Source organism: Pedobacter sp. R-06 (genome assembly GCF_049913135.1).
In the GTDB taxonomy this organism is placed as follows: domain Bacteria; phylum Bacteroidota; class Bacteroidia; order Sphingobacteriales; family Sphingobacteriaceae; genus Pedobacter.
Window position 1 is genome coordinate 4,245,387 of sequence record NZ_CP183977.1, and the last position, 24,785, is coordinate 4,270,171.

At 40.6% G+C, this 24,785-nt stretch carries 13 protein-coding genes, 2 tRNA genes and 3 rRNA genes; 11 read left to right on the forward strand and 7 right to left on the reverse strand.

Features of this window, described 5'->3' with window-relative positions:
* Positions 1-523 precede the first annotated feature (523 nt).
* The 5 genes from rrf to ACN9MR_RS16925 form a co-directional block, all read right to left on the reverse strand.
* Positions 524-635: ribosomal RNA gene (gene rrf / locus ACN9MR_RS16905) — 5S ribosomal RNA — on the reverse strand.
* 82 nt (positions 636-717) lie between these two features.
* Positions 718-3,594: ribosomal RNA gene (locus tag ACN9MR_RS16910) — 23S ribosomal RNA — on the reverse strand.
* A gap of 412 nt (positions 3,595-4,006) precedes the next feature.
* Positions 4,007-4,080 (reverse strand) — tRNA-Ala (locus ACN9MR_RS16915).
* Between the two features lie 18 nt (positions 4,081-4,098).
* Positions 4,099-4,173: transfer RNA gene (locus tag ACN9MR_RS16920), tRNA-Ile, on the reverse strand.
* Positions 4,174-4,425: 252 nt separating this feature from the next.
* Positions 4,426-5,947, reverse strand: a 16S ribosomal RNA gene (locus ACN9MR_RS16925).
* The 16S, 23S and 5S rRNA genes sit together here with 2 tRNA genes alongside, the layout of an rRNA operon.
* A gap of 1,113 nt (positions 5,948-7,060) precedes the next feature.
* Here ACN9MR_RS16925 and ACN9MR_RS16930 point away from each other — a divergent pair.
* The 11 genes from ACN9MR_RS16930 to ACN9MR_RS16980 all read left to right on the forward strand — a co-directional run bounded on the left by ACN9MR_RS16930 (position 7,061) and on the right by ACN9MR_RS16980 (position 20,979).
* On the forward strand, positions 7,061-8,008 hold the full coding sequence (locus tag ACN9MR_RS16930) for an outer membrane protein assembly factor BamD (protein WP_426325341.1): 948 nt from the start codon (positions 7,061-7,063) through the stop codon (positions 8,006-8,008).
* Between the two features lie 3 nt (positions 8,009-8,011).
* The gene (locus ACN9MR_RS16935) at positions 8,012-8,338 is read left to right on the forward strand and encodes a DNA-directed RNA polymerase subunit omega (RefSeq protein ID WP_025145617.1); all 327 of its coding nucleotides are present in this window, start codon (positions 8,012-8,014) and stop codon (positions 8,336-8,338) included.
* A 78-nt stretch (positions 8,339-8,416) separates the two neighbouring features.
* Entirely contained in the window at positions 8,417-9,613 is a 1,197-nt protein-coding gene (gene coaBC / locus ACN9MR_RS16940; protein ID WP_426325343.1) for a bifunctional phosphopantothenoylcysteine decarboxylase/phosphopantothenate--cysteine ligase CoaBC, read from the forward strand.
* Positions 9,610-10,503: a DUF4835 family protein gene (locus ACN9MR_RS16945; RefSeq protein ID WP_426325345.1), complete on the forward strand. Its 894-nt coding sequence runs from the start codon at positions 9,610-9,612 to the stop codon at positions 10,501-10,503. The genes coaBC and ACN9MR_RS16945 overlap by 4 nt, the downstream gene beginning before the upstream one ends.
* 416 nt (positions 10,504-10,919) lie before the next feature.
* Complete coding sequence (locus ACN9MR_RS16950) at positions 10,920-11,291, forward strand: BlaI/MecI/CopY family transcriptional regulator (protein WP_057934613.1); 372 nt, start codon at positions 10,920-10,922, stop codon at positions 11,289-11,291.
* 94 nt (positions 11,292-11,385) lie between these two features.
* Positions 11,386-13,485 (forward strand): M56 family metallopeptidase, encoded by a 2,100-nt coding sequence (locus ACN9MR_RS16955; RefSeq protein WP_426325348.1) that lies wholly within the window; start codon positions 11,386-11,388, stop codon positions 13,483-13,485.
* 99 nt (positions 13,486-13,584) lie between these two features.
* The gene (recN, locus tag ACN9MR_RS16960) at positions 13,585-15,237 is read left to right on the forward strand and encodes a DNA repair protein RecN (RefSeq protein ID WP_426325350.1); all 1,653 of its coding nucleotides are present in this window, start codon (positions 13,585-13,587) and stop codon (positions 15,235-15,237) included.
* A 234-nt stretch (positions 15,238-15,471) separates the two neighbouring features.
* Positions 15,472-16,713, forward strand: a complete 1,242-nt coding sequence (locus tag ACN9MR_RS16965) for a carboxypeptidase-like regulatory domain-containing protein (RefSeq protein WP_426325352.1) — start codon at positions 15,472-15,474, stop codon at positions 16,711-16,713.
* An 821-nt stretch (positions 16,714-17,534) separates the two neighbouring features.
* A complete protein-coding gene (locus tag ACN9MR_RS16970) occupies positions 17,535-18,773 on the forward strand; it encodes a carboxypeptidase-like regulatory domain-containing protein (RefSeq protein ID WP_426325354.1) in 1,239 nt (412 codons plus the stop codon).
* A gap of 99 nt (positions 18,774-18,872) precedes the next feature.
* Positions 18,873-19,940 (forward strand): PA0069 family radical SAM protein, encoded by a 1,068-nt coding sequence (locus tag ACN9MR_RS16975; protein ID WP_426325355.1) that lies wholly within the window; start codon positions 18,873-18,875, stop codon positions 19,938-19,940.
* Between the two features lie 166 nt (positions 19,941-20,106).
* On the forward strand, positions 20,107-20,979 hold the full coding sequence (locus tag ACN9MR_RS16980) for an ATP-grasp domain-containing protein (protein ID WP_426325356.1): 873 nt from the start codon (positions 20,107-20,109) through the stop codon (positions 20,977-20,979).
* 524 nt (positions 20,980-21,503) lie between these two features.
* Here the strand turns inward: ACN9MR_RS16980 and ACN9MR_RS16985 are convergent.
* Both ACN9MR_RS16985 and ACN9MR_RS16990 read right to left on the reverse strand, forming a co-directional pair.
* Entirely contained in the window at positions 21,504-22,016 is a 513-nt protein-coding gene (locus ACN9MR_RS16985; RefSeq protein WP_426325357.1) for a CAP domain-containing protein, read from the reverse strand.
* 145 nt (positions 22,017-22,161) lie between these two features.
* A complete protein-coding gene (locus ACN9MR_RS16990) occupies positions 22,162-24,714 on the reverse strand; it encodes an ATP-dependent Clp protease ATP-binding subunit (protein WP_426325358.1) in 2,553 nt (850 codons plus the stop codon).
* Positions 24,715-24,785: the final 71 nt, after the last annotated feature.

The window sequence follows — 24,785 nt, forward strand, 5'->3', positions numbered from 1 at the left end:
ATTAAATCCTTTCCAGATTCGAACAATCATATTTAAATCTTAAGCTATAATACTCAAGAAATAGCACATCTATTTTATAATATCTATCATTGTAAAATTCCTAAGGTGCTTCGTAAGGATGAATTATTTATATTGTCCTCAACGATACCATTAAAGAACGTAACAAATCTAAGTATCTACCGAAGGCTTAACTTTTTTATAAGATAGCTATCGAATAATGCTTTTTTTCGGAACGCAATGGCAGTGACATATAGGCTGGGTTCGGTCCTGCTGTCCGCTGCAATCTTTTTGGATATCCGAGTTGATCAACAATATACCTTTACCCAAAAAGGATTTACGCTGCCATCAGGGCTATTGAACATGGGCCAGTATTGTAAACTCAGCGGGGATCAGCGCAATCTACGGGAACGGGCCCTTAACTTTTCTTCACTTCTTAATGGTGGAAAAATGAAAGGCATAGAAACAGAAAGGCTATAAACGAAGAAAACCCTTCAACATTGCTGTTAAAGGGTTTCTTTTTAAGATCTGGCACCGACCTACTCTCCCACGTGTTACCGCAGTACCATCGGCTCTGGTGGGCTTAACTTCTCTGTTCGGAATGGGAAGAGGTGGACACCACCGATATAGGCACCTGAATTTCTTTAGATAAGCTATCTCGAGCTTAAATGACATATTATTGAAAGAAGTTATTATGAAGAACAAACAACAGTCTGTTTGCTTTGAAAGCTTCGGATGATTAGTACTACTCGACTGTGCTGTCGCCAGCTTTACATCTGTAGCCTATCAACGTAGTAGTCTGCTACGGTCCTATATGGAATTCTCATCTCGTGGCTAGTTTCGCACTTAGATGCTTTCAGCGCTTATCTATTCCCAGCGTAGCTACTCTGCAATGCCCCTGGCGGAACAACAGATTCACTAGAGGCTGGTCCAACCCGGTCCTCTCGTACTAAGGTCAGCCCCACTCAAAATTCCTACGCCCACAACAGATAGGGACCGAACTGTCTCGCGACGTTCTGAACCCAGCTCGCGTGCCACTTTAATCGGCGAACAGCCGAACCCTTGGGACCTTCTCCAGCCCCAGGATGTGACGAGCCGACATCGAGGTGCCAAACCTCCCCGTCGATATGAGCTCTTGGGGGAGATCAGCCTGTTATCCCCAGCGTACCTTTTATCCTTTGAGCGATGGCCCTTCCATGCAGAACCACCGGATCACTATATCCGTCTTTCGACCCTGATCGACTTGTCTGTCTCACAGTCAAGCAAGCTTATGCTATTGCACTCCGCGTACGGTTACCAAGCGTACTGAGCTTACCTTTGAAAGCCTCCGTTACCTTTTTGGAGGCGACCACCCCAGTCAAACTACCCATCAAACAATGTCTCCCCCATGAGGGGATTAGACACCGAATACAGAAAGGGTGGTATTTCAACGTTGGCTCCACGACGCCTAGCGACGCCGCTTCAAAGCCTCCCACCTATCCTACACATCCTGTATCCAATGTCAATGTTAAATTGTAGTGAAGGTGCATGGGGTCTTTCCGTCCCGTTGCGGGTACCCGGCGTCTTCACCGGGACCACAATTTCACCGAGCTCATGGCTGAGACAGCGCCCAGATCGTTACACCATTCGTGCAGGTCGGAACTTACCCGACAAGGAATTTCGCTACCTTAGGACCGTTATAGTTACGGCCGCCGTTTACTGGGGCTTCGATTCAATGCTTCTCCTTGCGGATGACATCCCCTCTTAACCTTCCAGCACCGGGCAGGTGTCAGGCCTTATACCTCATCTTTCGATTTTGCAAAGCCATGTGTTTTTGTTAAACAGTCGCCTGGGCCTTTTCACTGCGGCTGACATTGCTGCCAGCGCCCCTTCTCCCGAAGTTACAGGGCCATTTTGCCGAGTTCCTTAGCCATGATTCACTCGAGCACCTTAGAATCCTCTTCCCGGATACCTGTGTCGGTTTGCGGTACGGGTTTTTATAACCTGAAGCTTAGCGGTTTTTCTTGGAAGTCTGATTACCTGCGCTATCCGCTTACCCGAAGGCTTGCGGTACTATCGACTTTCAGCTAGATCGGCGGATTTGCCTACCGTTCTAATACCTACTGTCTTTAACGATCTATTCCGTCAGATCGCGGCAGTGTCACTACTCCGTCCCCACATCGCAGTTATAAAAAGTACTGGAATATTAACCAGTTGTCCATCGAATTTCCCCTTCGGGTTCTCCTTAGGTCCCGACTGACCCTGATCCGATTAGCGTTGATCAGGAAACCTTATCCTTTCGGTGGGCGGGTTTCTCTCCCGCCTTATCGTTACTTATGCCTACATTTGCTTTTCTAGAAGCTCCAGCACCCATTACCAGATACCTTCGCTGCCGCTAGAATGCTCCCCTACCGATATATTTCAATCCCATAGCTTCGGTGTACAGTTTAATGCCCGTTTATTATCCATGCCCGATCGCTCGACTAGTGAGCTGTTACGCACTCTTTAAATGAATGGCTGCTTCCAAGCCAACATCCTAGCTGTCTGTGCAATCGGACCTCGTTAGTTCAACTTAACTGTAACTTGGGGACCTTAGCTGATGGTCTGGGTTCTTTCCCTCTCGGCGCGTGACCTTAGCACCCCGCGCCTCACTGCAGACCATATTTCATAGCATTCGGAGTTTGTCTGGATTTGGTAGGATTTGACTCCCCCGCACCCAATCAGTAGCTCTACCTCTATGAAACTTAATGTCCACGCTGTTCCTAAAAACATTTCGGGGAGTACGAGCTATTTCCCAGTTTGATTAGCCTTTCACCCCTACCCACAGATCATCCGGAAACTTTTCAACGTTTATCGGTTCGGTCCTCCAGTACGTGTTACCGCACCTTCAACCTGTCCATGGGTAGATCACAAGGTTTCGCGTCTACCCCCTCTGACTATACGCCCTGTTCAGACTCGCTTTCGCTTCGGATCCGTGCCTGAAGCACTTAACCTTGCCAGAGAGGAGTAACTCGTAGGCTCATTATGCAAAAGGCACGCCGTCACACCACTTGGATGCTCCGACCGCTTGTAAGTACACGGTTTCAGGTTCTATTTCACTCCCCTGTTCGGGGTTCTTTTCACCTTTCCCTCACGGTACTGGTTCACTATCGGTCTCTCAGGAGTATTTAGCCTTACCGGATGGTGCCGGCAGATTCCCACAAGGCGTCTCCGACCTCGCGGTACTCAGGATACTGCTAGGCCAGCATTCTATACGTGTACCGGGCTATCACCGTGTATCGCTGGGCTTCCCATCCCATTCCACTTCTGTTTGCTGATGCCATGTTGCAGTCCTACAACCCCCACTTTGCCGTAACAAGGTAGGTTTGGGCTCTTTCCCTTTCGCTCGCCACTACTTAGGAAATCATTGTTATTTTCTCTTCCTCTGCTTACTTAGATGTTTCAGTTCGGCAGGTTTGCTCATTATATGTGACTAGTCTTCAACTAGCCGGGTTGCCCCATTCGGAAATCTTCGGATCAGTTCCTATTTGCAAATACCCGAAGCTTATCGCAGCTTATCACGTCCTTCATCGCCTCTGAGAGCCAAGGCATCCCCCGTGTACTCTTTATTACTTTCTTCTACTCATACGCCTTTTGCGCCGTATGGTATGCTTTTTTTGCTCTTGTCATGATGTCTCATACCTGTTGGTCGATTGCTCTTCCTTCAAGCGAGCACAAACACAACAGTCGCCTATTGTTGTTTGCTCTTCTTTTTTAACTTCTTCCAATATGTCAAAGAACTTTACCAAGGTTAAGGTAGAGGGTATAAAGGCTGGGGGTTTCATTGTCCCCGGCCTAAGCCTTTAGCTTATCCTAGTTAGTAAAAAACTGCGGTCTCGAACCGTTTCAGATGTTTTCTTAGTTACATCTGTGCCCCGTGGCGTTTCTTCTTAATCTTTATGTCAATGTATATCACCGATCCCGGTAATCTCTGTAATGCCGTGTTTTTTGAAAGCTTTCAGCTTTGGTCTTTAAGCTTTATGCTCAAAAGTGGAGAATAACGGAGTCGAACCGTTGACCTCCTGCGTGCAAGGCAGGCGCTCTAGCCAGCTGAGCTAATCCCCCAAAAGGATCTTCAATGTGTAGTCCCGTCCAGATTTGAACTGGAGACCCCTACATTATCAGTGTAGTGCTCTAACCAGGCTGAGCTACGGGACTTTGCTTTTCGGCAGCATCTGTATGCAGTATATAGTATCTTACCGCTACCGCTTTCCTTTGCTAACCTCAGCTGATCTCCGTTATGCTGTTGCCATTAGGCTATTGCACACCGTTTCTTCTGGGTGTTTCTTTTTTCTCTTGTGTCTTTTAAAGTAACCGGCATCAGGACTGTCTGCATTTCAGCTTTGGTCTTTCACCTTTTACCTTATTCGAAATATCATGTTGCGTGGCGAGTAGGTGAGTCTACTCCAGAAAGGAGGTATTCCAGCCGCACCTTCCGGTACGGCTACCTTGTTACGACTTAGCCCCAGTTATCGGTTTTACCCTAGGACGCTCCTTGCGGTTACATACTTTAGGTACCCCCAACTTCCATGGCTTGACGGGCGGTGTGTACAAGGCCCGGGAACGTATTCACCGCGTCATTGCTGATACGCGATTACTAGCGAATCCAACTTCATGGGGTCGAGTTGCAGACCCCAATCCGAACTGTGAATGGCTTTGTGAGATTCGCATACCGTTGCCGGCTAGCTGCCCTCTGTACCATCCATTGTAGCACGTGTGTAGCCCCGGACGTAAGGGCCATGATGACTTGACGTCGTCCCCTCCTTCCTCTCTGTTTGCACAGGCAGTCTGTTTAGAGTCCCCATCATTACATGCTGGCAACTAAACATAGGGGTTGCGCTCGTTGCGGGACTTAACCCAACACCTCACGGCACGAGCTGACGACAGCCATGCAGCACCTAGTTTCGTGTGATTGCTCACTCATTTATCTCTAAATGATTCACTAACTTTCAAGCCCGGGTAAGGTTCCTCGCGTATCATCGAATTAAACCACATGCTCCTCCGCTTGTGCGGGCCCCCGTCAATTCCTTTGAGTTTCACTCTTGCGAGCGTACTCCCCAGGTGGAACACTTAACGCTTTCGCTTAGCCGCTGACTGTGTATCGCCAACAGCGAGTGTTCATCGTTTAGGGCGTGGACTACCAGGGTATCTAATCCTGTTTGATCCCCACGCTTTCGTGCCTCAGCGTCAATAAGACCATAGTAAGCTGCCTTCGCAATCGGTGTTCTGAGACATATCTATGCATTTCACCGCTACTTGTCTCATTCCGCCTACCTCTAGTCCATTCAAGCCCATCAGTATCAAGGGCACTGCGATAGTTGAGCTACCGTCTTTCACCCCTGACTTAACAGGCCGCCTACGCACCCTTTAAACCCAATAAATCCGGATAACGCTTGGATCCTCCGTATTACCGCGGCTGCTGGCACGGAGTTAGCCGATCCTTATTCTTCCGGTACATTCAGCTATCTACACGTAGATAGGTTTATTCCCGGATAAAAGCAGTTTACAACCCATAGGGCAGTCTTCCTGCACGCGGCATGGCTGGTTCAGAGTTGCCTCCATTGACCAATATTCCTTACTGCTGCCTCCCGTAGGAGTCTGGTCCGTGTCTCAGTACCAGTGTGGGGGGCCATCCTCTCAGATCCCCTAGTCATCGTCGCCTTGGTGGGCCGTTACCCCGCCAACTAGCTAATGACACGCATGCCCATCTCCGTCCCATAAATGTTTGATCATTGCACTATGCAGTGCTGTGATTTTATGCGGTATTAATCCGGATTTCTCCGGGCTATCCCCCAGATGAAGGTAGGTTGCATACGCGTTACGCACCCGTGCGCCACTTTCTCATCCAGCAAGCTGGATGATATCGTTCGACTTGCATGTATTAGGCCTGCCGCTAGCGTTCATCCTGAGCCAGGATCAAACTCTCCATTGTAAAATGTGTTGTAAGATGCTGACCAGTTTTAACTATTGTTAAAAATAGTCTTCTTTTTTTGTTATGTTGTCTGTTAGACACCACCTTTAAAATAAAGCTATGTAATCATGTACTTTGATCGGTACTCCATTACCTCGCTACGCTACATTGACATCTCTTTTAAGAACTTATCGATCTGGTAAACCTCACGGCCGATCGTTATATATCGTTAAACTTCAGTTACGGAAAGTCTTGTTCGTCCCTCCTGTGTTTCTGTTTATCTCAATCTTTTTTCTGTTACCTTTCCGGCATCCGCCGTTCCGGTTTTTCCCTTTCCTTTCGGTTGGGAGTGCAAAGGTAAGGATCTTTTTCTAACTTCCAAATAAAATAAATTTTATTTTATTTGTCTTCTTTTTCTTCCTGTCCCCTTATTTCAATACGCTGATGTTGACCAGCTTTCCGTCCTTCCGAACCGGGCTGCAAAGGTAGCAATCTTTTCTTCATCCGCAATATTTATTTTAAAATAAATACCGCTCTCCTTATCCCTGTGCCGTCCTTTCAACAAAACCCTTCCTCCGAAGCGGGATGCAAAAGTAGAAAAAATTAACACTATTGCAAAGGAATTATACCGGTAACCACAGGACCTGAGGTAACTCAATGGTTTTCAGACAGAAAAAATGTTGCATAGCATAAAACTTTTTGGAAGAATAGCTGTTCAATGTTGTCCTGTAAATATTGCAGGTTTTAATAACGTTCAAAATCCGGTTTAATAAAAAGATCCTGAAACAAGTTCAGGATGACGGATCTGCTGGATAAACGCACTAAACTTCCGAAGTTTCGCTTGCACACAGCCCCTCTAAAACTTCGGAAGACCCTGCAAAATAAACCCGATAGCAGCGGAAAACCCGAAGGTGAGGAACGAGCCAAGGCTTTGAAGCGGATAGCGGGAACAAACATATATCATAGTACTGAACCTGCTTTGCTGAAAAAAAAAGAATGTATACTATATAGTATAGGCCAACCTTATATATATGTTAAAAATTGTTAACTGTTATATTGTACTGAATTGCTTTGCATAGCTTAGCGGCCAATTGTTTTTATTGATGTTATCGTATTATTAATTATCTTTGCAGAATGTTTAAAGTTAAACACTTAATTATTTTAGTATTTGTTGCCGCTCTGGGTATAGCGGGTTGTAAAAGTCGTTTCGAGAAATTGAGAGCGAGCAATGACGTTGCAAAAAAATACCAAGAGGCGCTTCGTTTGTATAATAAACGCGATTACAGTAAAGCATTGGTACTTTTTGAGGATCTTTCTCAAAAATATCGTGGCCGTGCAGAAGCTGAGGATCTGAACTATTATTATGCTTATACACTATATAGATTAAGTGATTACACAACTGCAAGATACCAGTTTAAAAGTTTTGCAGAAACCTACCCAGCAAGTAAAAATGCTGAAGAAGCGAGATACATGGGTGCGTATTGTTTCTATTTAGAATCTCCAAGTTTCTCTTTAGATCAGGAAAATACTTATAAAGCTATTGATGCGTTACAATTATTCATCAACTTATACCCTACCAGCGATCGTGCCGCAGCTGCAAGTAAATATATTGCCACGCTAAGGGGTAAACTAGAAGATAAAGCTTTCGAAAACGCCAAAATGTACTTAACTACCGGACCAAGCAATGTAGATAATTACAGAGCAGCGGTTATTGCCTTAAAAAATGCGCAAAGAGATTACCCAGATATTAAATATGCTGAGGAAATGGATTTCTTGATGATTAAAGCACAATATTTATACGCAAAAAATAGTTATATCATCCGCCAGGAAGACCGTTATAATGAGGCACTTGCTTTATATACTGAGTTTACTGAAAACCATCCTGACAGTAAATACACTAAAGACGCAAAGGTACTTAAGGATGATGTAGAGGCTGGTATTGTGGCTACAAAACAAGAACTGGCATTATATGCCGCTGATCAGGAAAAATACAAGCAGATGTTGATTAGAACTGGTAAATTAAAAGATACCGTTTCTACAAAACCAACTAATGCTGATAACACGAATATTAAAAACAAGTAATACATGAATACTAACAAACCTGCTGTACCAAATACTACAGTAACCAGAAACGTACACGATTTAGATAAAACTACAGATAACTTATACGAATCTTTAGTGGTAATTGCTAAAAGAGCAAATCAGATTTCGAACAACGTTAAAGAAGAGTTACACGGTAAATTGGCAGAATTTGCTTCAAGCAACGATAATTTAGAAGAAATTTTCGAAAATCGCGAGCAGATTGAAATCAGTAAACATTACGAGCGCATGCCGAAGCCTGTTTTGGTTGCTATTGATGAATTTTTAAACGAGAAAATTTATCACAGAAATCCTGCTAAAGAACAAAAGTAACTGGCGTAGCGCATAGCGTTTAGGGCAAAGCGTTTAGCACTACGCTCTATGCTCCGTGCCTTATGTACTCTGCGCATTATGCTAAAAAATAAAAATATAATCCTTGGCGTTTGCGGAAGCATTGCTGCATATAAGTCGGCTTTTTTAGTTCGGCTGCTTGTAAAAGCTGGTGCAAACGTAAAGGTTATTCTTACCCCTGATGGTGCTAATTTCATTACACCACTTACCCTTGCTACGCTTTCTAAAAACCCTGTTTATACGCAATACTTCGAAGAAGAAACTGGCGTATGGAGCAACCATGTTGAGCTGGGCTTATGGGCCGATTTAATTATCATCGCCCCAATAAGTGCCAATACACTGGCCAAGCTGGCAACAGGCATCTGCGATAATTTATTAACAGCTGTTTATCTTTCAGCCAAATGTCCGGTTTATGTTGCCCCGGCAATGGATCTGGACATGTGGAAACATGAAACTACTCAAGGCAATATCGAACGTATTGTTAGCTATGGCAATACGGTTATTGCACCTGCCAATGGCGAACTTGCCAGTGGACTTTGGGGTGAAGGCCGAATGGCCGAACCCGAAGAAATTGTTTCCTTTCTGGATAGTGCCATTAAAAGATCGATGCCTTTATTTGGCAAAACGGTAATGGTTACTGCCGGTCCTACCTATGAGGCGATTGATCCGGTTCGTTTTATTGGCAATCATTCATCAGGAAAAATGGGTTTCGCCCTTGCTGATGAACTGGCCAGCCTTGGAGCTGATGTTACACTAATTGCCGGACCAACTGCACAAAAATCTACTCAGATCTTAAAAAGGATTGATGTAGTAAGTGCCCAGGATATGTTCGATGCCTGTTCATCGGTATTCCCTGGCACTGATATTACCGTAATGTGTGCCGCTGTGGCAGATTACCGCCCAAAATTGGTTGCCGCTCAAAAAATTAAAAAACAGGACAATGACCTAGTTTTGGAACTGGAAAAAACAACGGATATACTGGCTTCTTTAGGTACAGCAAAAAAAGCGCACCAGATTTTGGTTGGTTTTGCTTTAGAAACCAATGATGAAGAGAATTATGCTAAAGGCAAACTCGAAAAGAAAAATCTTGACCTCGTTGTTTTAAATTCTTTAAATGATAAGGGCGCAGGTTTTAAATCAGATACCAATAAAATTACTATTTTTAACAAAGCTTTAGAACGGACTGTATTTGAAATGAAATCGAAAGCGGATGTTGCTAAAGATATTTGTGCTGCCATTTTAAAAATTGCAAAATGATAAAAAAGATTGTTTGGATATTGTTATTGGTCGGTTTTGGGAAACTGCATGCTCAGGAGTTAAATGCAAGGGTAACTTTGCTGGCTCCCCAGGTTTCGAACATCAGTAAGCCAACTTTAGATGCCCTGCAAAAAACAATCCGCGATTTTTTAAACAATAACAAGTTCAGCAACGAAAGTTATAAGCCCCAGGAAAGGATTGAATGTAGTTTTGTCATCACCATCAATTCGTGGGATGGTGGTTCCGGATACACTGCAGAAGCGCAGATCCAAAGCAGCCGCCCGGTTTTTAACAGCTCTTACAATAGCACTTTGTTAAATATGAGTGATAAGAATTTCGATTTTAATTTCAATGATGGTGCTACAATCGACTTTTCTGATCAGAATTATATTTCCAATATCAGTGCTCTCCTCACCTACTACGCTTATACCATCATCGGAATGGATAAAGATAGTTTTAGCAAAATGGGCGGAACTCCTTTTTATAAAAAAGCACAGAACATCATTAACCTGGCGCAAGCTTCGGGCAATACCGGCTGGAGAGCAGCTGATGGTTTACGCAACCGTTTTTGGTTTAATGAAAACGTTTTGAATCCTATTTTTAGTGAGCTGCGCAATTTCATCTATAGCTACCATTTAAGTGGCCTGGATCAGCTAACCGATAATGATAAGGGTTTAACACAGATTGTTGCTGCCCTACCTGCTCTTCAACAAATGGATAAGCAGAAACTGGGTTCCATTTTCCCGAATGTTTATTTCGCATCTAAAGCCGAAGAAGTAACCAACGTACTTTCTAAACTTAACGGCCAGGAACGCATGAAAGCTTACAATATGTTGGCAGAAATCGATCCGGCGAATATTGGCAAGTACGAGGGGCTGAAGAAGAATTAGTTTTTTGGTTAACTGGTTAATTGTTTTAATCGATTAATCGTAAAATAACTTGCAGCTAACCAGTTTTAACAGTTAACACTTAAGGAGTTCTCTATTTGTGATAGTTGTTTTTAGAAAAGCAATCTCAACATTTCAATTAAAGCCAGTCCTGCTTTCGTTCATACGCCTGCAGGCCTTATCCACGGGCCGGTATCCACATCAATCAGGTTTAATAACCTAATTCAGTTTTTCATAGCTGGGATTTTCCTTTCAAAAGCCAGATAGGCATGCAACATTTGGCTGTCTCATGCGTCTTATATCGCAGCAGTTAACCGGTTAATCAGTTAAGCCAAAAGTTAAAAATTTGTTAAAATATTTTGATCTTACGAATATCTTCGTACATTTGAATACGAAATAATTCGTACAACTTGTAACATATGACTAATCATAACATCAAACCAACAGAAGGAGAAATGGAAATCCTCCAGGTGCTTTGGCAAAAGGGGAATGCAACGGTAAGAGAAGTTCATGAGGCATTGAATAAAAAAGACTCAGGGTATACCACAACTTTAAAACTGATGCAGATTCTTCACGAGAAGGGAATGGTAGAAAGAGATACCAATCAAAAAACGCATATCTATAAAGCGCTTGTTAGTCAGGATAAAACTGAAAAACAATTGGTAAACAAAATGATCGATAACGTATTTAACGGATCGGCAGCGAGATTGGTCATGCAGGCTTTGGGTAACCACACCGCAAGTGCAGATGAGATTGACGAAATAAAAAAATATTTAGATAGCCTAAAGTAAGGTTAGCATTGAAGGTTGAAAGGTGTAGGGTTTAGATCCCTAATAAACAGTAAAATTTTCGGATTGTCCCCGTATAAAAATTAAAACCACCGTTATGGAAACTTTATTACAACAGTTCATCAAAGCATTTGGCTGGAGTATTTTAAACTCACTTTGGCAAAGCGCCATTATTTATGGCATCCTATTTATCGTAATGCTCAGCATTCCGAAACTCGCAGCAAAACATAAGCACAACCTTGCTTTTGGCGCCATCATTTTAATGTTTATTGGCTTTGGCTATAATTTCATTCATCAGTTAACATTGAATGTAAATAATCAGGCTCCTGCAATCAATGCCCAAAATATACAGGTTTACCAATACTTTAACAACCTACCGCCAAGTTTTAGCAGTAAGGCAGAGCAGTATTTTCCTGTTGTAGTGGTATTTTACATTATTGGTATTTTACTTCAGTTATTTGTTATCGTTAAAGGCTATGGTCAGCTTTCAAAACTAAAGAAAGAAAGTTTAAGTGCCATTCCAGATAGTTGGAAGGCCATTTTCGAGCAGGTAACTGCCCACCTTAAAATTAATAAAGTTATCCAGTTCCATTTATCTTCTATTGTTAACGTGCCTTTGGTTATCGGTTATTTAAAACCAGTGGTATTATTTCCATTGGCCCTGGTAAACCAGTTAGACAACGATCAGGTAGAAGCGATATTAATCCATGAGTTATCACATATCAGGAGAAACGATTTCTTATTAAACCTGATTAAAACAGCCATAGAAACCTTATTATTCTATAATCCATTTGTGTGGATGGCAGGTAGATTTATACATATTGAGCGCGAGCATGCCTGCGATGATCTGGTATTAAAAATTACCGGAAAACCACTGAACTATGCCCATGCCCTACTTAAACTCGAACTATTAAAAGACAAAAACAGTCCTGCTTATGCACTAGCGGCAACAGGCAAGACCCAGAATTTGTATCAGCGCATAAAAAGAATAACCAACATGAAAACAAATTATTTAAACGCCAAACAACAAATGGCAGCCTTAACTTTAGGAGTAGCCTGCTTGTTTTCTATTGCCTGGATCAATCCGACAGAAAAGAAAAAAGAAAATAAAAAATCGCCTAAAATTGAGGTTTTGAGTGTAATCGACCACCATGATGTAAAAACCATTGTTTGCGCTGATACCACTAAAAAACGTAAAATCAAAATTGTAACTATTGATGCGGATGGTAAAAAAACCGAATATAACTCGGTAAAGGAAATGCCTGATAGCCTGAGAAAAGATTTTTACAGGGATGAGCTTTTTGCGGCTAAGAATATATACCGCATTCATGCCGACAGTTCTTTTAAATTCAGATTTAATGACTCACTAATACGCAACAAAATTTACAAAGAGTACAATTCACCGGAAGCACAAGCCAAGTGGAAAAAATTTGGCGAAGACATGGCTAAACAATATAACTCACCAGAGGCACAGGCTAAATGGAAAAAATTCGGAGAAGATATTGCCAAACAGTACAATTCGCCGGAAGCACAAGCCAAATGGAAAAAATTTGGAGAGGATATGCAAAAGAAAATGAATTCGCCTGAAGCCCAGGCCAAATGGAAAAAAATGGGTGAAGATATGAATAAAGAATTCGGTTCACCAGAAGCACAAGCCAAATGGAAAAAAATGGGTGAAGATATGGCGGCTAAAATAAATACTCCAGAATTCAGAGCACAAATAGATAATATCAGGATACAGGCACTGAAATCAGGAGAAATCGCAAGATTATCTGGATTAAGTAGATTAAATTCAGATTCGCTATTTAAAGGAAACAGAAATATACTTACAGGCCCAGATGGGACGCTATTTTATTACAACGACACCAATAATAAAGTAAGACAGACCGAAGAATACAAAAAACTGAAACAAAAATTCGATAGTGAGGTAAAAGAGCTGAAAGAGAAAATGGAGAAGAAAGAGAAAGAGAAAAAAGTAGAAGGCGGTAATAAAAGCTCACAGGTAACTCCGGCAGTGATGTTATACAATAATCAGGATTTTACCAGTGCTGTTAAAGCCTTGAACACACTAAATGCTGTTGTAACGTATAAAAAATCTGATTTTACCAATGCCGATCAAATAGCACTAAAAAGTTATGTTCATGCAACCAACTTAAAAATTGCAGACAATAATGCAATTAATATTTCGATAAAATAACAGCACATAAACCAAACAGATCATGAACAGCGAAGATTATTCTTCGCTGTTTTTGTTTTGTATTCACCTGTTGAATAAATTTTAATATTTTTGCTTAGCATGCTACAAAAACTTTCTATACGTAATTACGCATTAATTGATAGCCTCGATATCGAATTTGATAAGGGCTTAAATATTATAACAGGTGAAACTGGCGCTGGTAAATCTATCATTTTAGGAGCATTGTCGTTAATTTTAGGCCAGCGAGCAGAAAGCAAATACTTTTTTAACCAAGATAAAAAATGTGTTATTGAAGGAAGTTTTGCATTGGCAGATGAAAACCTGAAAGAACTTTTTGAAGAAAATGATTTAGATTTCTCGAACGAAAGTATGCTGCGCAGGGAGATATCTATAGATGGCAAAACCAGATCGTTTATTAACGATACACCGGTTAATTTATCAATTCTTAAACAAATTGGCGAAAAGCTGATCGACATCCACTCTCAGCATGCCACCCAAGAGATTAACGATGCCGATTTTCAACTGTTAATTGTCGATTCCTTAGCTAACCACCAATCGCTATTGTTTAACTACCGCAGCGGGTTTAAAAAACTAAGACAGGATACCAACCTGTTGAAAAAATTGGTTAGTGAGGCAGATGAAGCGAGAAATAAGCAAGATTATGAGCAGTTTCTATTTAACGAACTCGAGCAGGCAAAATTACAAGAAGGTGAACAGGAAGATTTAGAGCAAGAGTTAGAACGTTTAACGCATGCCGAAACCATAAAAAGAGCCTTACTCACCACTTCGGGTTTAATTAACGAAAGTGAACCTTCTGCACTCCAGATTTTAAAAGAAGCTTCGTTACAACTACAGAGTATAGAAAAATTCGACCCTGCAATTAATGTGCTGTACGAACGTTTACGCTCATCTATTATCGAAATAAAAGATATTACCGATGAGGTTTCTGGCATTGAAGAAAATACTGTACACAGCGCTGATCGTTTAGAGCTGGTAAATCAAAGGCTTGACCTTTTCTATTCACTCCAGCAAAAACATCGGGTTGCTAATAATACCGAATTACTGGCACTTCAAAAACAATTGGAAGAGAATCTGAACCAACTGTTATCTTCTGATGAGCATATTGAGCAACTACAGAAAGAAATAGATCAACTTAACAAAGATTTACGCAAGCAAGCCGATCAGTTAAGTGCCAACCGTAAGAAAGCAATTAAAGTTGTAGAAGAACAAACCAGCATTACCTTAAAAAAAGTGGGAATGCTAAATGCCAAATTGGTTTTAGACCAAAAAGCATTGAACGAATTGAATAAAGATGGTTTAGATGAAATAAATCTCCTATTTACGGCCAATGCTGGTCAGGCCCCTGCGCCGGTAAATAAAGTAGCATCCGGTGGTGAGTTATCTCGACTGATGCTGGCGATAAAAGCATTATTGGCTAAACACACTTCATTACCGACCATTATTTTCGACGAGATTGATACCGGAATTTCTGGTGAAACCGCGTTAAAAGTTGGAGAAGTAATTGCCGATTTAGGACAGAACATGCAGGTAATTTCGATTACGCACTTACCGCAAATTGCAGCCAAAGGTATATCGCATTACTTTGTTCATAAGAATGAAGACCAAGGAAAAACCACAACCGGAATCCGTAAACTTAAACAAGAAGAACGTATTGGTGTAATTGCCGAAATGTTAAGTGGGAAAAACCCAGGTTCATCTGCCATGGAGAATGCACGGGAATTGCTCGCATAATTCTTACATTACGTCATCTCGAGCGGAGTGCAACGTAATCGAGAGATCTATCCAGGCAGATCTCTCCATTCCACTGCGTTTCAGTCGAGATGACGACTTTTCTTATGGATTTGTCAATGGTAGGGAAATGTTGTTGTGCTGTCAGATGTTCCTATCTGAAAGCTAAAAGGAAAAGCACCAATAAATTTACATCAGGCATTAAACAAAACTAAATAATTAGTTTATATTTAATCAATGAAATCTTTTATACTTCTACTTTCATTATTAATCATCGGTAAATTTTGTTCTGCTCAACAAAGTTATATCCTTTCGGGCATAGTAAAAGATAAACATGGTGAGGCTTTACCCGGGGCTGGCGTATATGTAAGCGGTTATAAAATTGCAACAGTTTCCAACAATGATGGCACATACACACTACCGCTAAAACCTGGTAACTATGATATTTTAGTACAATTAATCGGCTATAAAGCTTTAAACAAAAATGTAGTAATTGCTGATAAAGCCGTAAAACTGGATCTTATCCTCGAAGAAAGTGTAACCCAATTGGCCGAAGTAACCATAAAACCCGATCCGAACAGGGAACATTATATCGCCATGTTCAAGGGGTATTTTATTGGTACCACTCCCAATGCAGAACAATGTAAACTCATCAACCCTAATGTACTGATTATCGATTACGATAAAGAGGAACATAAACTTACGGTAAAAACCACCCAATTTCTGATTATTGAAAACAAGGCGCTTGGATACCGCATTAAATACCTGCTGAACAATTTTGAATACGACAGCAAAACCAGAATCATTTATTATGAAGGTTTTCCGTATTACGAAGATTTAAAAGGATCGGCACGCCGGAAGAAAATTTGGGAGCAAAAGCGGATTACTGCTTATTTAGGTTCCCCACAACACTTTTTTAGATCCATTTATCATCACCGCGCCACCGAGGAAGGATTTATTATTAATAAACTGGTTACAATATCAAATCCGGATAAACCTTCAGATAGTATGATTAACGCCAATATTAAACGCTTAACAAAAGTACAGGGTGGCTTAACCCGCACATTAACTTTTACTGCTGGAGATTCTTTGAGCTATTGGATAAAAAAGAAAAACCTGCCAAATGGGATTTCTATTTTAAGCCGAGCTCCGGTAACGCAGGATACATTGGTGCATGTGAAGAACCAAAGTATTAAAAGTTTCAATTTTACTGATCAACTTTATGTTGTTTATACCAAAGAAAGGGAAGATCCTTCTTATGCCAACCGGATCGGCCTGTCCATTGCAAGGCCATTAGATATGCCAGATTATCAGATTTCTACCATCACCTTACAAGTTGTTCCGGTATATTTTTACGAAAACGGATCTATTTACAATCCTCGTTCGATGATTTATTCAGGTTACTGGGGCTGGGAAAAAATTGCCGATAGTGTACCTATGGATTATTTACCACCGGTTAATGGAGTGGAAAAAAAGTAGAAATATCATTAATACAGCAAGAGGGACAACTACCAGACGTCATTTTTTCTTTTTTTGAAAAGCAAATACAGTACTTTTTTGGTTTCGAAAGTCCCGCCCTCCGTTACAAATCCTCGCCCTCATGCTTCGGGCTGTGGGTTTTTCACTTTGGTCGGGTTTAGCTGGCAGGGCCAATAATACTATTGAGGGTTTTGGAACCACGAAGCACCTACCTTTGTTAAATAAACCCGACAGAGCGGGTAGCCCGCAGTGAAGCGCAGCGTAACGAGGACTACAAGCGATGGCGGGACTGCTCTAGCCATAAAAAACAGACCTTTCGTTTCCAGACCCGAAAACATTTCCAACTATTCACCTGGCTTATTTTGAATAAATTCCCGTTTTAAAGATCCTTCGATCGCGACCATAGAAAAATCTAAAAGAAAGGTCGTCATTGCAAGGAGAAATGAAAGCCTGTCCCGACTTTTTCGGAAAAACAATCTTTCATCTCAGCGATGGAACCACGCAGCACCTACCTTTGTTAAATAAACCCGACAGAGCGGGTAGCCCACAGTGAAGCGTAGCGTAACGAGGACTACAAGCGATGGCGGGACTGCCCTAGCCATGAAAAACAGACCTTTCGTTTCCAAACCCAAAAACATTTCCTACTATTGACTTGGCCTATTTTGAATAAATTCCGTTTTAAAGATCCTTCGCTCATTCAGGATGACAAATTTTATCAGGTCACCCGCAGCCAGAAATAACGATTATTTGTAAATGTTAAATTTGTTAAAAATCTTTTGCGTTTTTAATAAATATTACGCCTTTTGGTTACATTCGTTCCTATGATTAAAAGCCTTTTAGTAGCCCTTACGCTAATCATGTTGGGTACTAATGCCATTGCTCAAAACACCTTCTCGATTAGTGGTTTGGTTAGGGATCAAAAAGATGGATTACCTGGCGCAAGTATCTATTTAAGTGGATATAAAATTGCTACGGTGGCTGATAACGACGGACGATTTAAATTATCAAACCTAAAACCTGGCAGTTATGATCTTCTCGTTCAGCTGGTTGGTTACCTCCCCTATTCTAAAAGTGTAATCATTTCCGATAAATCAGTGCAGGTAGAGCTGGTTTTGAAAGAAAATGTTGCGCAACTGGAAGAAGTTGTAATCAGGGCTGATCCTAACCGTCAGAAATACATTAACCAGTTTAAAGATTTTTTTATTGGTAAAACCCCAAATGCCTTACAATGTAAGATATTAAATCCGCAGGTTTTAAATGTAGATTTCGACATTACCAAAAGTACCTTAACAGTTTCTACAACCGAGTTTCTGATTGTAGAGAATAAAGCTTTAGGCTATCGGCTAAAATATATGCTCGACCGTTTCGAGTATAATTCGAGAACACACATCATTTACTATTCCGGTCACCCGTTTTTTGAGGAATTAAAAGCATCGGCAGCTAAAAAGAAAAAGTATATCGCCGCCAGAGAGGTCGCATATTATGGTTCTTCGCAACATTTCTTCCGTTCGCTTTATGCCAACAAAACAAAAGAAGAAGGATTTATCATCAACAAGATGGTCAAGGTGCCTAACCCTAACCGCTATCCCGAATATTTAATTAATGCCAATTTAGAGAAAATTAAAGCCGTACCCGAGAAAACGGGCATCAGGCAGAATAAAGGTAAAATAGATACTGCCCTACTCGCCTTTTGGACCAAACAGAAAGAAATGCCCCGAACCATTGATAAATTTTCGAGAGCGGAAGTGCTTACCGATACATTGGTACATTATTTTAACCAGAACTTAAAATACCTTAGTTATACAGATGCATTGCTGATCCAGTACACCAAAGAAAAAGAATCACTGGCTTATTCTAATACAGGATTTTGGATATTCAGACCTTTGGATGTACCTGAAAATGAAATTTCTGTTGCCAACTTAACCGGCGAAGGTGTGCGTTTTTACGAAAATGGTGGCATTTACGACTCCCGATCGCTCCTGTACGAAGGTTTCTGGGCTTACGAAAAAGTGGCCGATATGGTGCCGATGGATTATGTACCGCTACCGAAGAATAAGTAAAGAAGGATGTGAGACGAAGGATTGACCTAAAACTAAAAATGTTGAAAAGTCATCCTTTTTAGAAACTTAAATTACTAATATTTTTAGTAATTTTAGTTTATGATTGGCGAAGAAGAAAAACAATATTTTAAAGGGCGGGGCGCTCAGGTTAATCCACACAACAAATTTTTAAAGGATCTTTACGTAAAGGAACATGATGAAGGGATAGATGATTGGGAGGAAAGCGATCGTAAAACCTCCTTTATCTTTGAAAATTCGAAAACCATTGTAAACAAAGTTGACAGTCCCGATGTAGGCATGGCTTATTCTTTAAATCCCTACCAGGGCTGCGAACATGGCTGTACTTATTGTTATGCCCGCAACTCACATCAATATTGGGGTTATAGCGCAGGAATAGAGTTTGAACGGAAGATCATTGTTAAAAAAGAAGCGCCAACACTATTTAAAAAGTTCCTGGAGAAAAAAGGCTGGGATGCCACCACCATTTCCCTTTCTGGTAATACCGATTGCTACCAACCTGCCGAAAGAAAATTTAAACTCACCAGGCAATTGCTTGAAATTGCATTGGCCTATAAGCAGCCAATTGGTATGATTACCAAAAATTCGCTTATTCTTCGCGATCGGGATATTCTGCAAGAAATGGCGAAGTTAAATCTCTGCATGGTTTATGTGTCCATCAATAGCTTAAACGAAGATTTACGGCAGGTAATGGAACCCCGAACTACAACGGCCAAACAGCGGCTAAGGGTAGTAGAAGAATTGAGTAAAGATGGAATTCCTATGGGTGTTATGGTTGCCCCTCTTGTTCCTGGTTTAAGCGACCATGAAATTCCGAAAATATTAAAAGCCGTAGCCAATGCTGGTGCGTTAAAGGCCGGTTATACCGTTGTAAGGCTAAATGGAGCTATTGGGCAGATATTTGAAGATTGGCTGCGCAAAAACTTTCCTGACCGTTTTGATAAAGTTTGGCACATGATTCAGAGTTGCCATGGTGGGCATGTTAACGATAGCAGATTTGGCGATAGGATGCGTGGAGACGGCAATATTTCGCAAATGATCAGGGATAATTTCAGGCTCCACTGCCGCTTAAATGGTTTAAATGCAAAGGATATTATTTTAGACCACACTTTATTCAAAATTCCGAGTAACCAGGCGAGTCTGTTTTAAAATTTTTTTGAGGAGAAAGCCTCTCAACGCTCTGGGCCGTGGTTTTATCATCACGGCCATCTCAACATTGTTAGTTCCGATTTGCAATCGGGATCTTTGAGGTGTGGCTTTGTAATCAGCCTTAGTAAATTTGTAATCCAGCTTGATAAAACTTAGTTTTATCGCCATGAACATTGCATTAATAACCTACCTGGATAAGGGAGCATATGATAGCGCCACAGTTGAAAGCGAGGATGATAAACTCTTAAATTTCTTACAGGAAAAAGGATTAAATATTGAAAAAGTAATCTGGAACGATAAGCACATTAAATGGGAAGATTATTCGCTTGCCATTTTAAAATCCCCATGGGATTATTTTGACCTGATTGAAGAGTTTTATATTTGGCTTGATCAGTTGGAAGCAAAAAAAGTAAAATTACTTAACCCCATTGAGGTAGTGAGGTGGAACGCAAACAAACAGTATCTGCAGGAAATTGAAGCTGCCGGATTAAAGATTACACCTAGTTTTTTCATTCAAAATAAAGAAAGTGTAAATCTTGAGCATTTCTTTGAGAAATTTAACACCAATAAATTAATTGTAAAACCTTGTGTAAGTGGTGGTGCAAAAAATACATTTAAGGTAACTGTAGATAATGTAACCAAGGTTAATCAAAAAATAAACCTCCTTATTCAGGATGAACATTTTATCATTCAGCCATTTCTGCCAGAGATCCTGGAAAATGGTGAATGGTCTTTCGTTTTCTTTAATGGAACCTATAGCCATTCATTAATTAAACAGGCTAAACCTGGCGATTTTAGGGTACAACCAGCGCATGGTGGATCTGTGCATCCACAAAAACCGAATGAAGAACTGATTGCTATAGCAAAGCAATATGTAGCGTTGTTTGCTAAAGATTGCCTTTATGCACGAGTTGATGGTACTTTCGTTAATGGAGATTTTTTGTTGATGGAACTGGAATTGATAGAGCCTTTTCTGTTTTTGAACACAGAACCCGAAAATTATGAGCGGTATTATAGCGCATTGAAGGAGTTGATTTAAAAGAAGAGTATTTTGGGAGCATCATCAGTCTCAACCTGATTTGTAACTTTTTCCCTCCACTAAACCTTAAGATTACACTTGATGTTTATTTTTTTTTAGGAAATCAGCTTCAGTAGTTCTTGGGATTATTCAGCCCTGCTCCGATGAAACCTGTGAAACAAGCAAGCACACCATAAAACAACAAAAATAAGTGCTTAAATCGGGAACATCTCGCTTTGATCAGGTTTAGGTGGCAAGATCAGTAATAAGATTATAGAGTAGGGGCGCTGGAATAAATTTATTTTCTCAATATTTCTATTTAATCTTTAATAGGAGCAAAAACCGTCCCTCTTAAACCTGATTGACGCGGTAGCTCCCGATTTCCTTCTAATCGGGACTACAAGCAGAAAGCAGGGCGGAACTTAAATATGATTACTATAACTGTTTTTCCAACAAATGAAACAGATCTATTGTGTGCATTACCATGAATATTAGACTAAGCTATTCCTAATCAAACTTGGAATAACGATCGCTAGGATCTTATTTTATTTAGCTGCAAAAACCTGCACCCAATAATTATCGGTTTTAGCTGCTCCCATTTCTTTGAAAGCGGCATTCATGATATTTTTACAGTGATCTTCACTTTTTATCCAGTCGTTAAAAACCTGCACTTCGGTGGTTTGGCCAACAGCAGTATTTTCACCAACTGATGTCCAATTGTACCCTGTAGCTTTAACCCGAGCTCCAACGTTATCGCCATTGGCTGATGTATGTGTTAAGGTTTTTATAGCGGCCATGTACTTACTGTGACCAATAGCGGCAGCGCCTAAATTAATGCTCCAGCTTAGCGTTCCAACAGGAGGCATAACAGTTGTTCCACAATTGCAACCAGCTAAACGGGTATCGTTCACCAATTTTAACAAAGCATCGTTATTGATATTAGTTGTTGTAGAAAGTACCGGAGGATTGTTTGTTCCTGGAGAATCATCAGTGCCTTTTTTACATGACAAAACACAACATAACGCTAAACACGCTAGCGGGAAGGTAATTAGTTTCATTAATAGGGAATAGTTTAAGGAAAGGTACAATGATTTTCTTTAAAAAAAATAATTCATACCGATCTTTTCACACGCCTGGAACAGCTAAGCGTTAGCCGAATATTATAAACAAAAAAACTCCCGATTTTCACCGGGAGTTTCTTATTTATTTACTTGAAGAATCTTCTTCTTTTTTCGGCTCTTCTTTTTTCTTTTCGCCTTTTTTGTGGTTGATTGAAATCAGCTCGGTAGTTTTATCATAATCAATTTCTAAAACATCACCTTCGGCAAGTTCGCCTTTAAGGATCTCTTCAGCAATTGGATCTTCTAAATATTTCTGGATTGCTCTTTTTAACGGACGAGCACCAAAATTACTATCAAAACCTTTATCAGCAATATATTCTTTAGCATTATCCGTTAATGCAATTTCATAACCAAGGGTATGAACGCGACCGAATAAAGCTTTTAATTCGATATCGATAATTCTGAAAATTTCGTCTTTACCTAAGCTATTGAATACCACTACATCATCAACACGGTTTAAGAATTCAGGAGCAAAAGCACGTTTTAATGCACTTTCGATTACACCGCGACTGTGAGAATCGGCCTGGTTAGTTTTCGCTGTTGTAGAGAAACCAACGCCTTGACCAAAATCTTTAAGTTGACGTGCACCAATATTAGAAGTCATAATGATGATTGTATTTCTAAAATCAACTTTACGGCCTAAACTATCGGTTAACTGTCCTTCATCCAAAACCTGTAATAAGATATTGAATACATCAGGGTGAGCTTTTTCAATCTCATCCAATAAGATTACAGCATATGGTTTTCTTCTTACTTTTTCCGTTAACTGTCCACCTTCTTCATAACCTACATATCCTGGAGGCGCTCCCACTAAACGTGATACCGCAAATTTCTCCATATACTCACTCATGTCGATCTGGATCAAAGAATCATCACTATCGAACATGAAACGGGCCAGTTCTTTCGCCAATTCTGTTTTACCTACACCTGTTGGGCCTAAGAAAATAAATGAACCAATTGGTTTTTTAGGATCTTTTAATCCGGCTCTTGTGCGTTGGATTGCTTTGGTTAATTTCTTGATCGCATCATCCTGACCGATAATTTTCTCAGCCACTTTATCGTACATGTTTAACAGTTTTGCACTGTCTGTCTGTCCAACACGTTGTACCGGGATACCGGTCATCATCGAAACCACTTCAGCTACATTATCTTCTGATACTTCGTAACGTTTAGTTTTGGTTTCAGCTTCCCACTCCGCTTTAGCTTTATCTAATTCTTCAATTAAATTTTTCTCCGTATCGCGCAGTTTAGCAGCTTCTTCGTATTTCTGGCTACGTACAACCTTGTTTTTCTCTAATTTGATATCTTCAATTTTAGCTTCAATATCAATAATATTCTGAGGAACATGAATGTTGGTTAAATGAACACGCGAACCGGCTTCATCTAAAGCATCAATCGCTTTATCAGGTAAGAAACGATCAGAAATATAACGCGATGTTAAAGTAACGCAAGCTAAAATAGCTTCATCAGTATAAGTTACACCATGATGCTCTTCATACTTATCTTTAATACGTGTTAAAATCTCTACAGTTTCATCAGGTGTAGCTGGCTCAACCATCACTTTTTGGAAACGACGGTCTAAAGCACCATCTTTTTCAATGTACTGACGGTATTCATCTAATGTTGTGGCACCAATACATTGAATTTCGCCCCTAGCCAAAGCAGGTTTGAACATATTGGATGCATCTAATGAACCCGATGCGCCACCAGCTCCAACAATGGTATGGATCTCATCAATAAATAAAATTACATCAGTAGATTTTTCAAGCTCGTTCATCACGGCTTTCATACGTTCTTCGAACTGACCACGGTATTTTGTACCGGCCACCAACGATGCCAAATCCAATGTAACTACACGTTTGCCAAAAAGCACACGCGAAACTTTACGTTGTACGATGCGTAAGGCGAGGCCTTCAGCAATTGCCGATTTACCAACTCCTGGTTCTCCGATTAAAATCGGATTGTTCTTTTTTCTACGGGATAAAATCTGCGATACACGCTCAATTTCTTTCTCGCGGCCTACAATAGGGTCTAAACGACCTTCTTCAGCAGCTTTTGTTAAATCACGGCCGAAGTTATCCAAAACAGGGGTTTTAGATTTTATATCTGAAACCTTTTTTGGCGTACTAAAGCTTTCCTCTTCGCGATAATCATCATCGCCTCCTGTAGAAGCACTGTTTGAGATATCATCTCTGAAACCATTTTTATTCACTTCAACCTCCTGTTTAAAAACATCGTAAGTAACACCATACTGCAATAAGATTTGTGAGGCGATATTGTCATCATCTCTCAAAACCGATAACAATAAATGTTCGGTGCCAATTAAATCGCTTTTAAATATTTTAGCTTCTAAATAAGTGATTTTTAAAACTTTTTCTGCCTGTTTAGTTAATGGAATATTGCCTAAGTTTACTGTAACACTCGAAGTACCGCGAACGGCATCTTCAATTGAGCGGCGCAATTTACCGGTATCAACTCCTAACGATCGTAAAATTTTTATAGCCATACCATCGCCTTCGCGGATGAGGCCCAATAATAAATGCTCGGTTCCGATGTAATCATGCCCCAAACGGAGAGCTTCCTCCCTACTAAAAGAGATTACATCTTTAACCTGTGGTGAAAATTTTGCTTCCATAATACCTTTCTTAACAGCTACGTCCCTAAACTATAAAATAACTTTATAAAAACGAACGTACTGTTTTCTTT

Coding starts and splice junctions, on each gene's coding strand:
- ACN9MR_RS16970 (WP_426325354.1), top strand. CDS start 17,535: ATGATTAAAAGCCTTTTAGTAGCCCTTACGCTAATCATGTTGGGTACT.
- ACN9MR_RS16945 (WP_426325345.1), top strand. CDS start 9,610: ATGATAAAAAAGATTGTTTGGATATTGTTATTGGTCGGTTTTGGGAAA.
- ACN9MR_RS16975 (WP_426325355.1), top strand. CDS start 18,873: ATGATTGGCGAAGAAGAAAAACAATATTTTAAAGGGCGGGGCGCTCAG.
- ACN9MR_RS16950 (WP_057934613.1), top strand. CDS start 10,920: ATGACTAATCATAACATCAAACCAACAGAAGGAGAAATGGAAATCCTC.
- coaBC (WP_426325343.1), top strand. CDS start 8,417: ATGCTAAAAAATAAAAATATAATCCTTGGCGTTTGCGGAAGCATTGCT.
- ACN9MR_RS16985 (WP_426325357.1), bottom strand. CDS start 22,016: ATGAAACTAATTACCTTCCCGCTAGCGTGTTTAGCGTTATGTTGTGTT.
- ACN9MR_RS16930 (WP_426325341.1), top strand. CDS start 7,061: ATGTTTAAAGTTAAACACTTAATTATTTTAGTATTTGTTGCCGCTCTG.
- ACN9MR_RS16990 (WP_426325358.1), bottom strand. CDS start 24,714: ATGGAAGCAAAATTTTCACCACAGGTTAAAGATGTAATCTCTTTTAGT.
- recN (WP_426325350.1), top strand. CDS start 13,585: ATGCTACAAAAACTTTCTATACGTAATTACGCATTAATTGATAGCCTC.
- ACN9MR_RS16980 (WP_426325356.1), top strand. CDS start 20,107: ATGAACATTGCATTAATAACCTACCTGGATAAGGGAGCATATGATAGC.
- ACN9MR_RS16965 (WP_426325352.1), top strand. CDS start 15,472: ATGAAATCTTTTATACTTCTACTTTCATTATTAATCATCGGTAAATTT.
- ACN9MR_RS16935 (WP_025145617.1), top strand. CDS start 8,012: ATGAATACTAACAAACCTGCTGTACCAAATACTACAGTAACCAGAAAC.
- ACN9MR_RS16955 (WP_426325348.1), top strand. CDS start 11,386: ATGGAAACTTTATTACAACAGTTCATCAAAGCATTTGGCTGGAGTATT.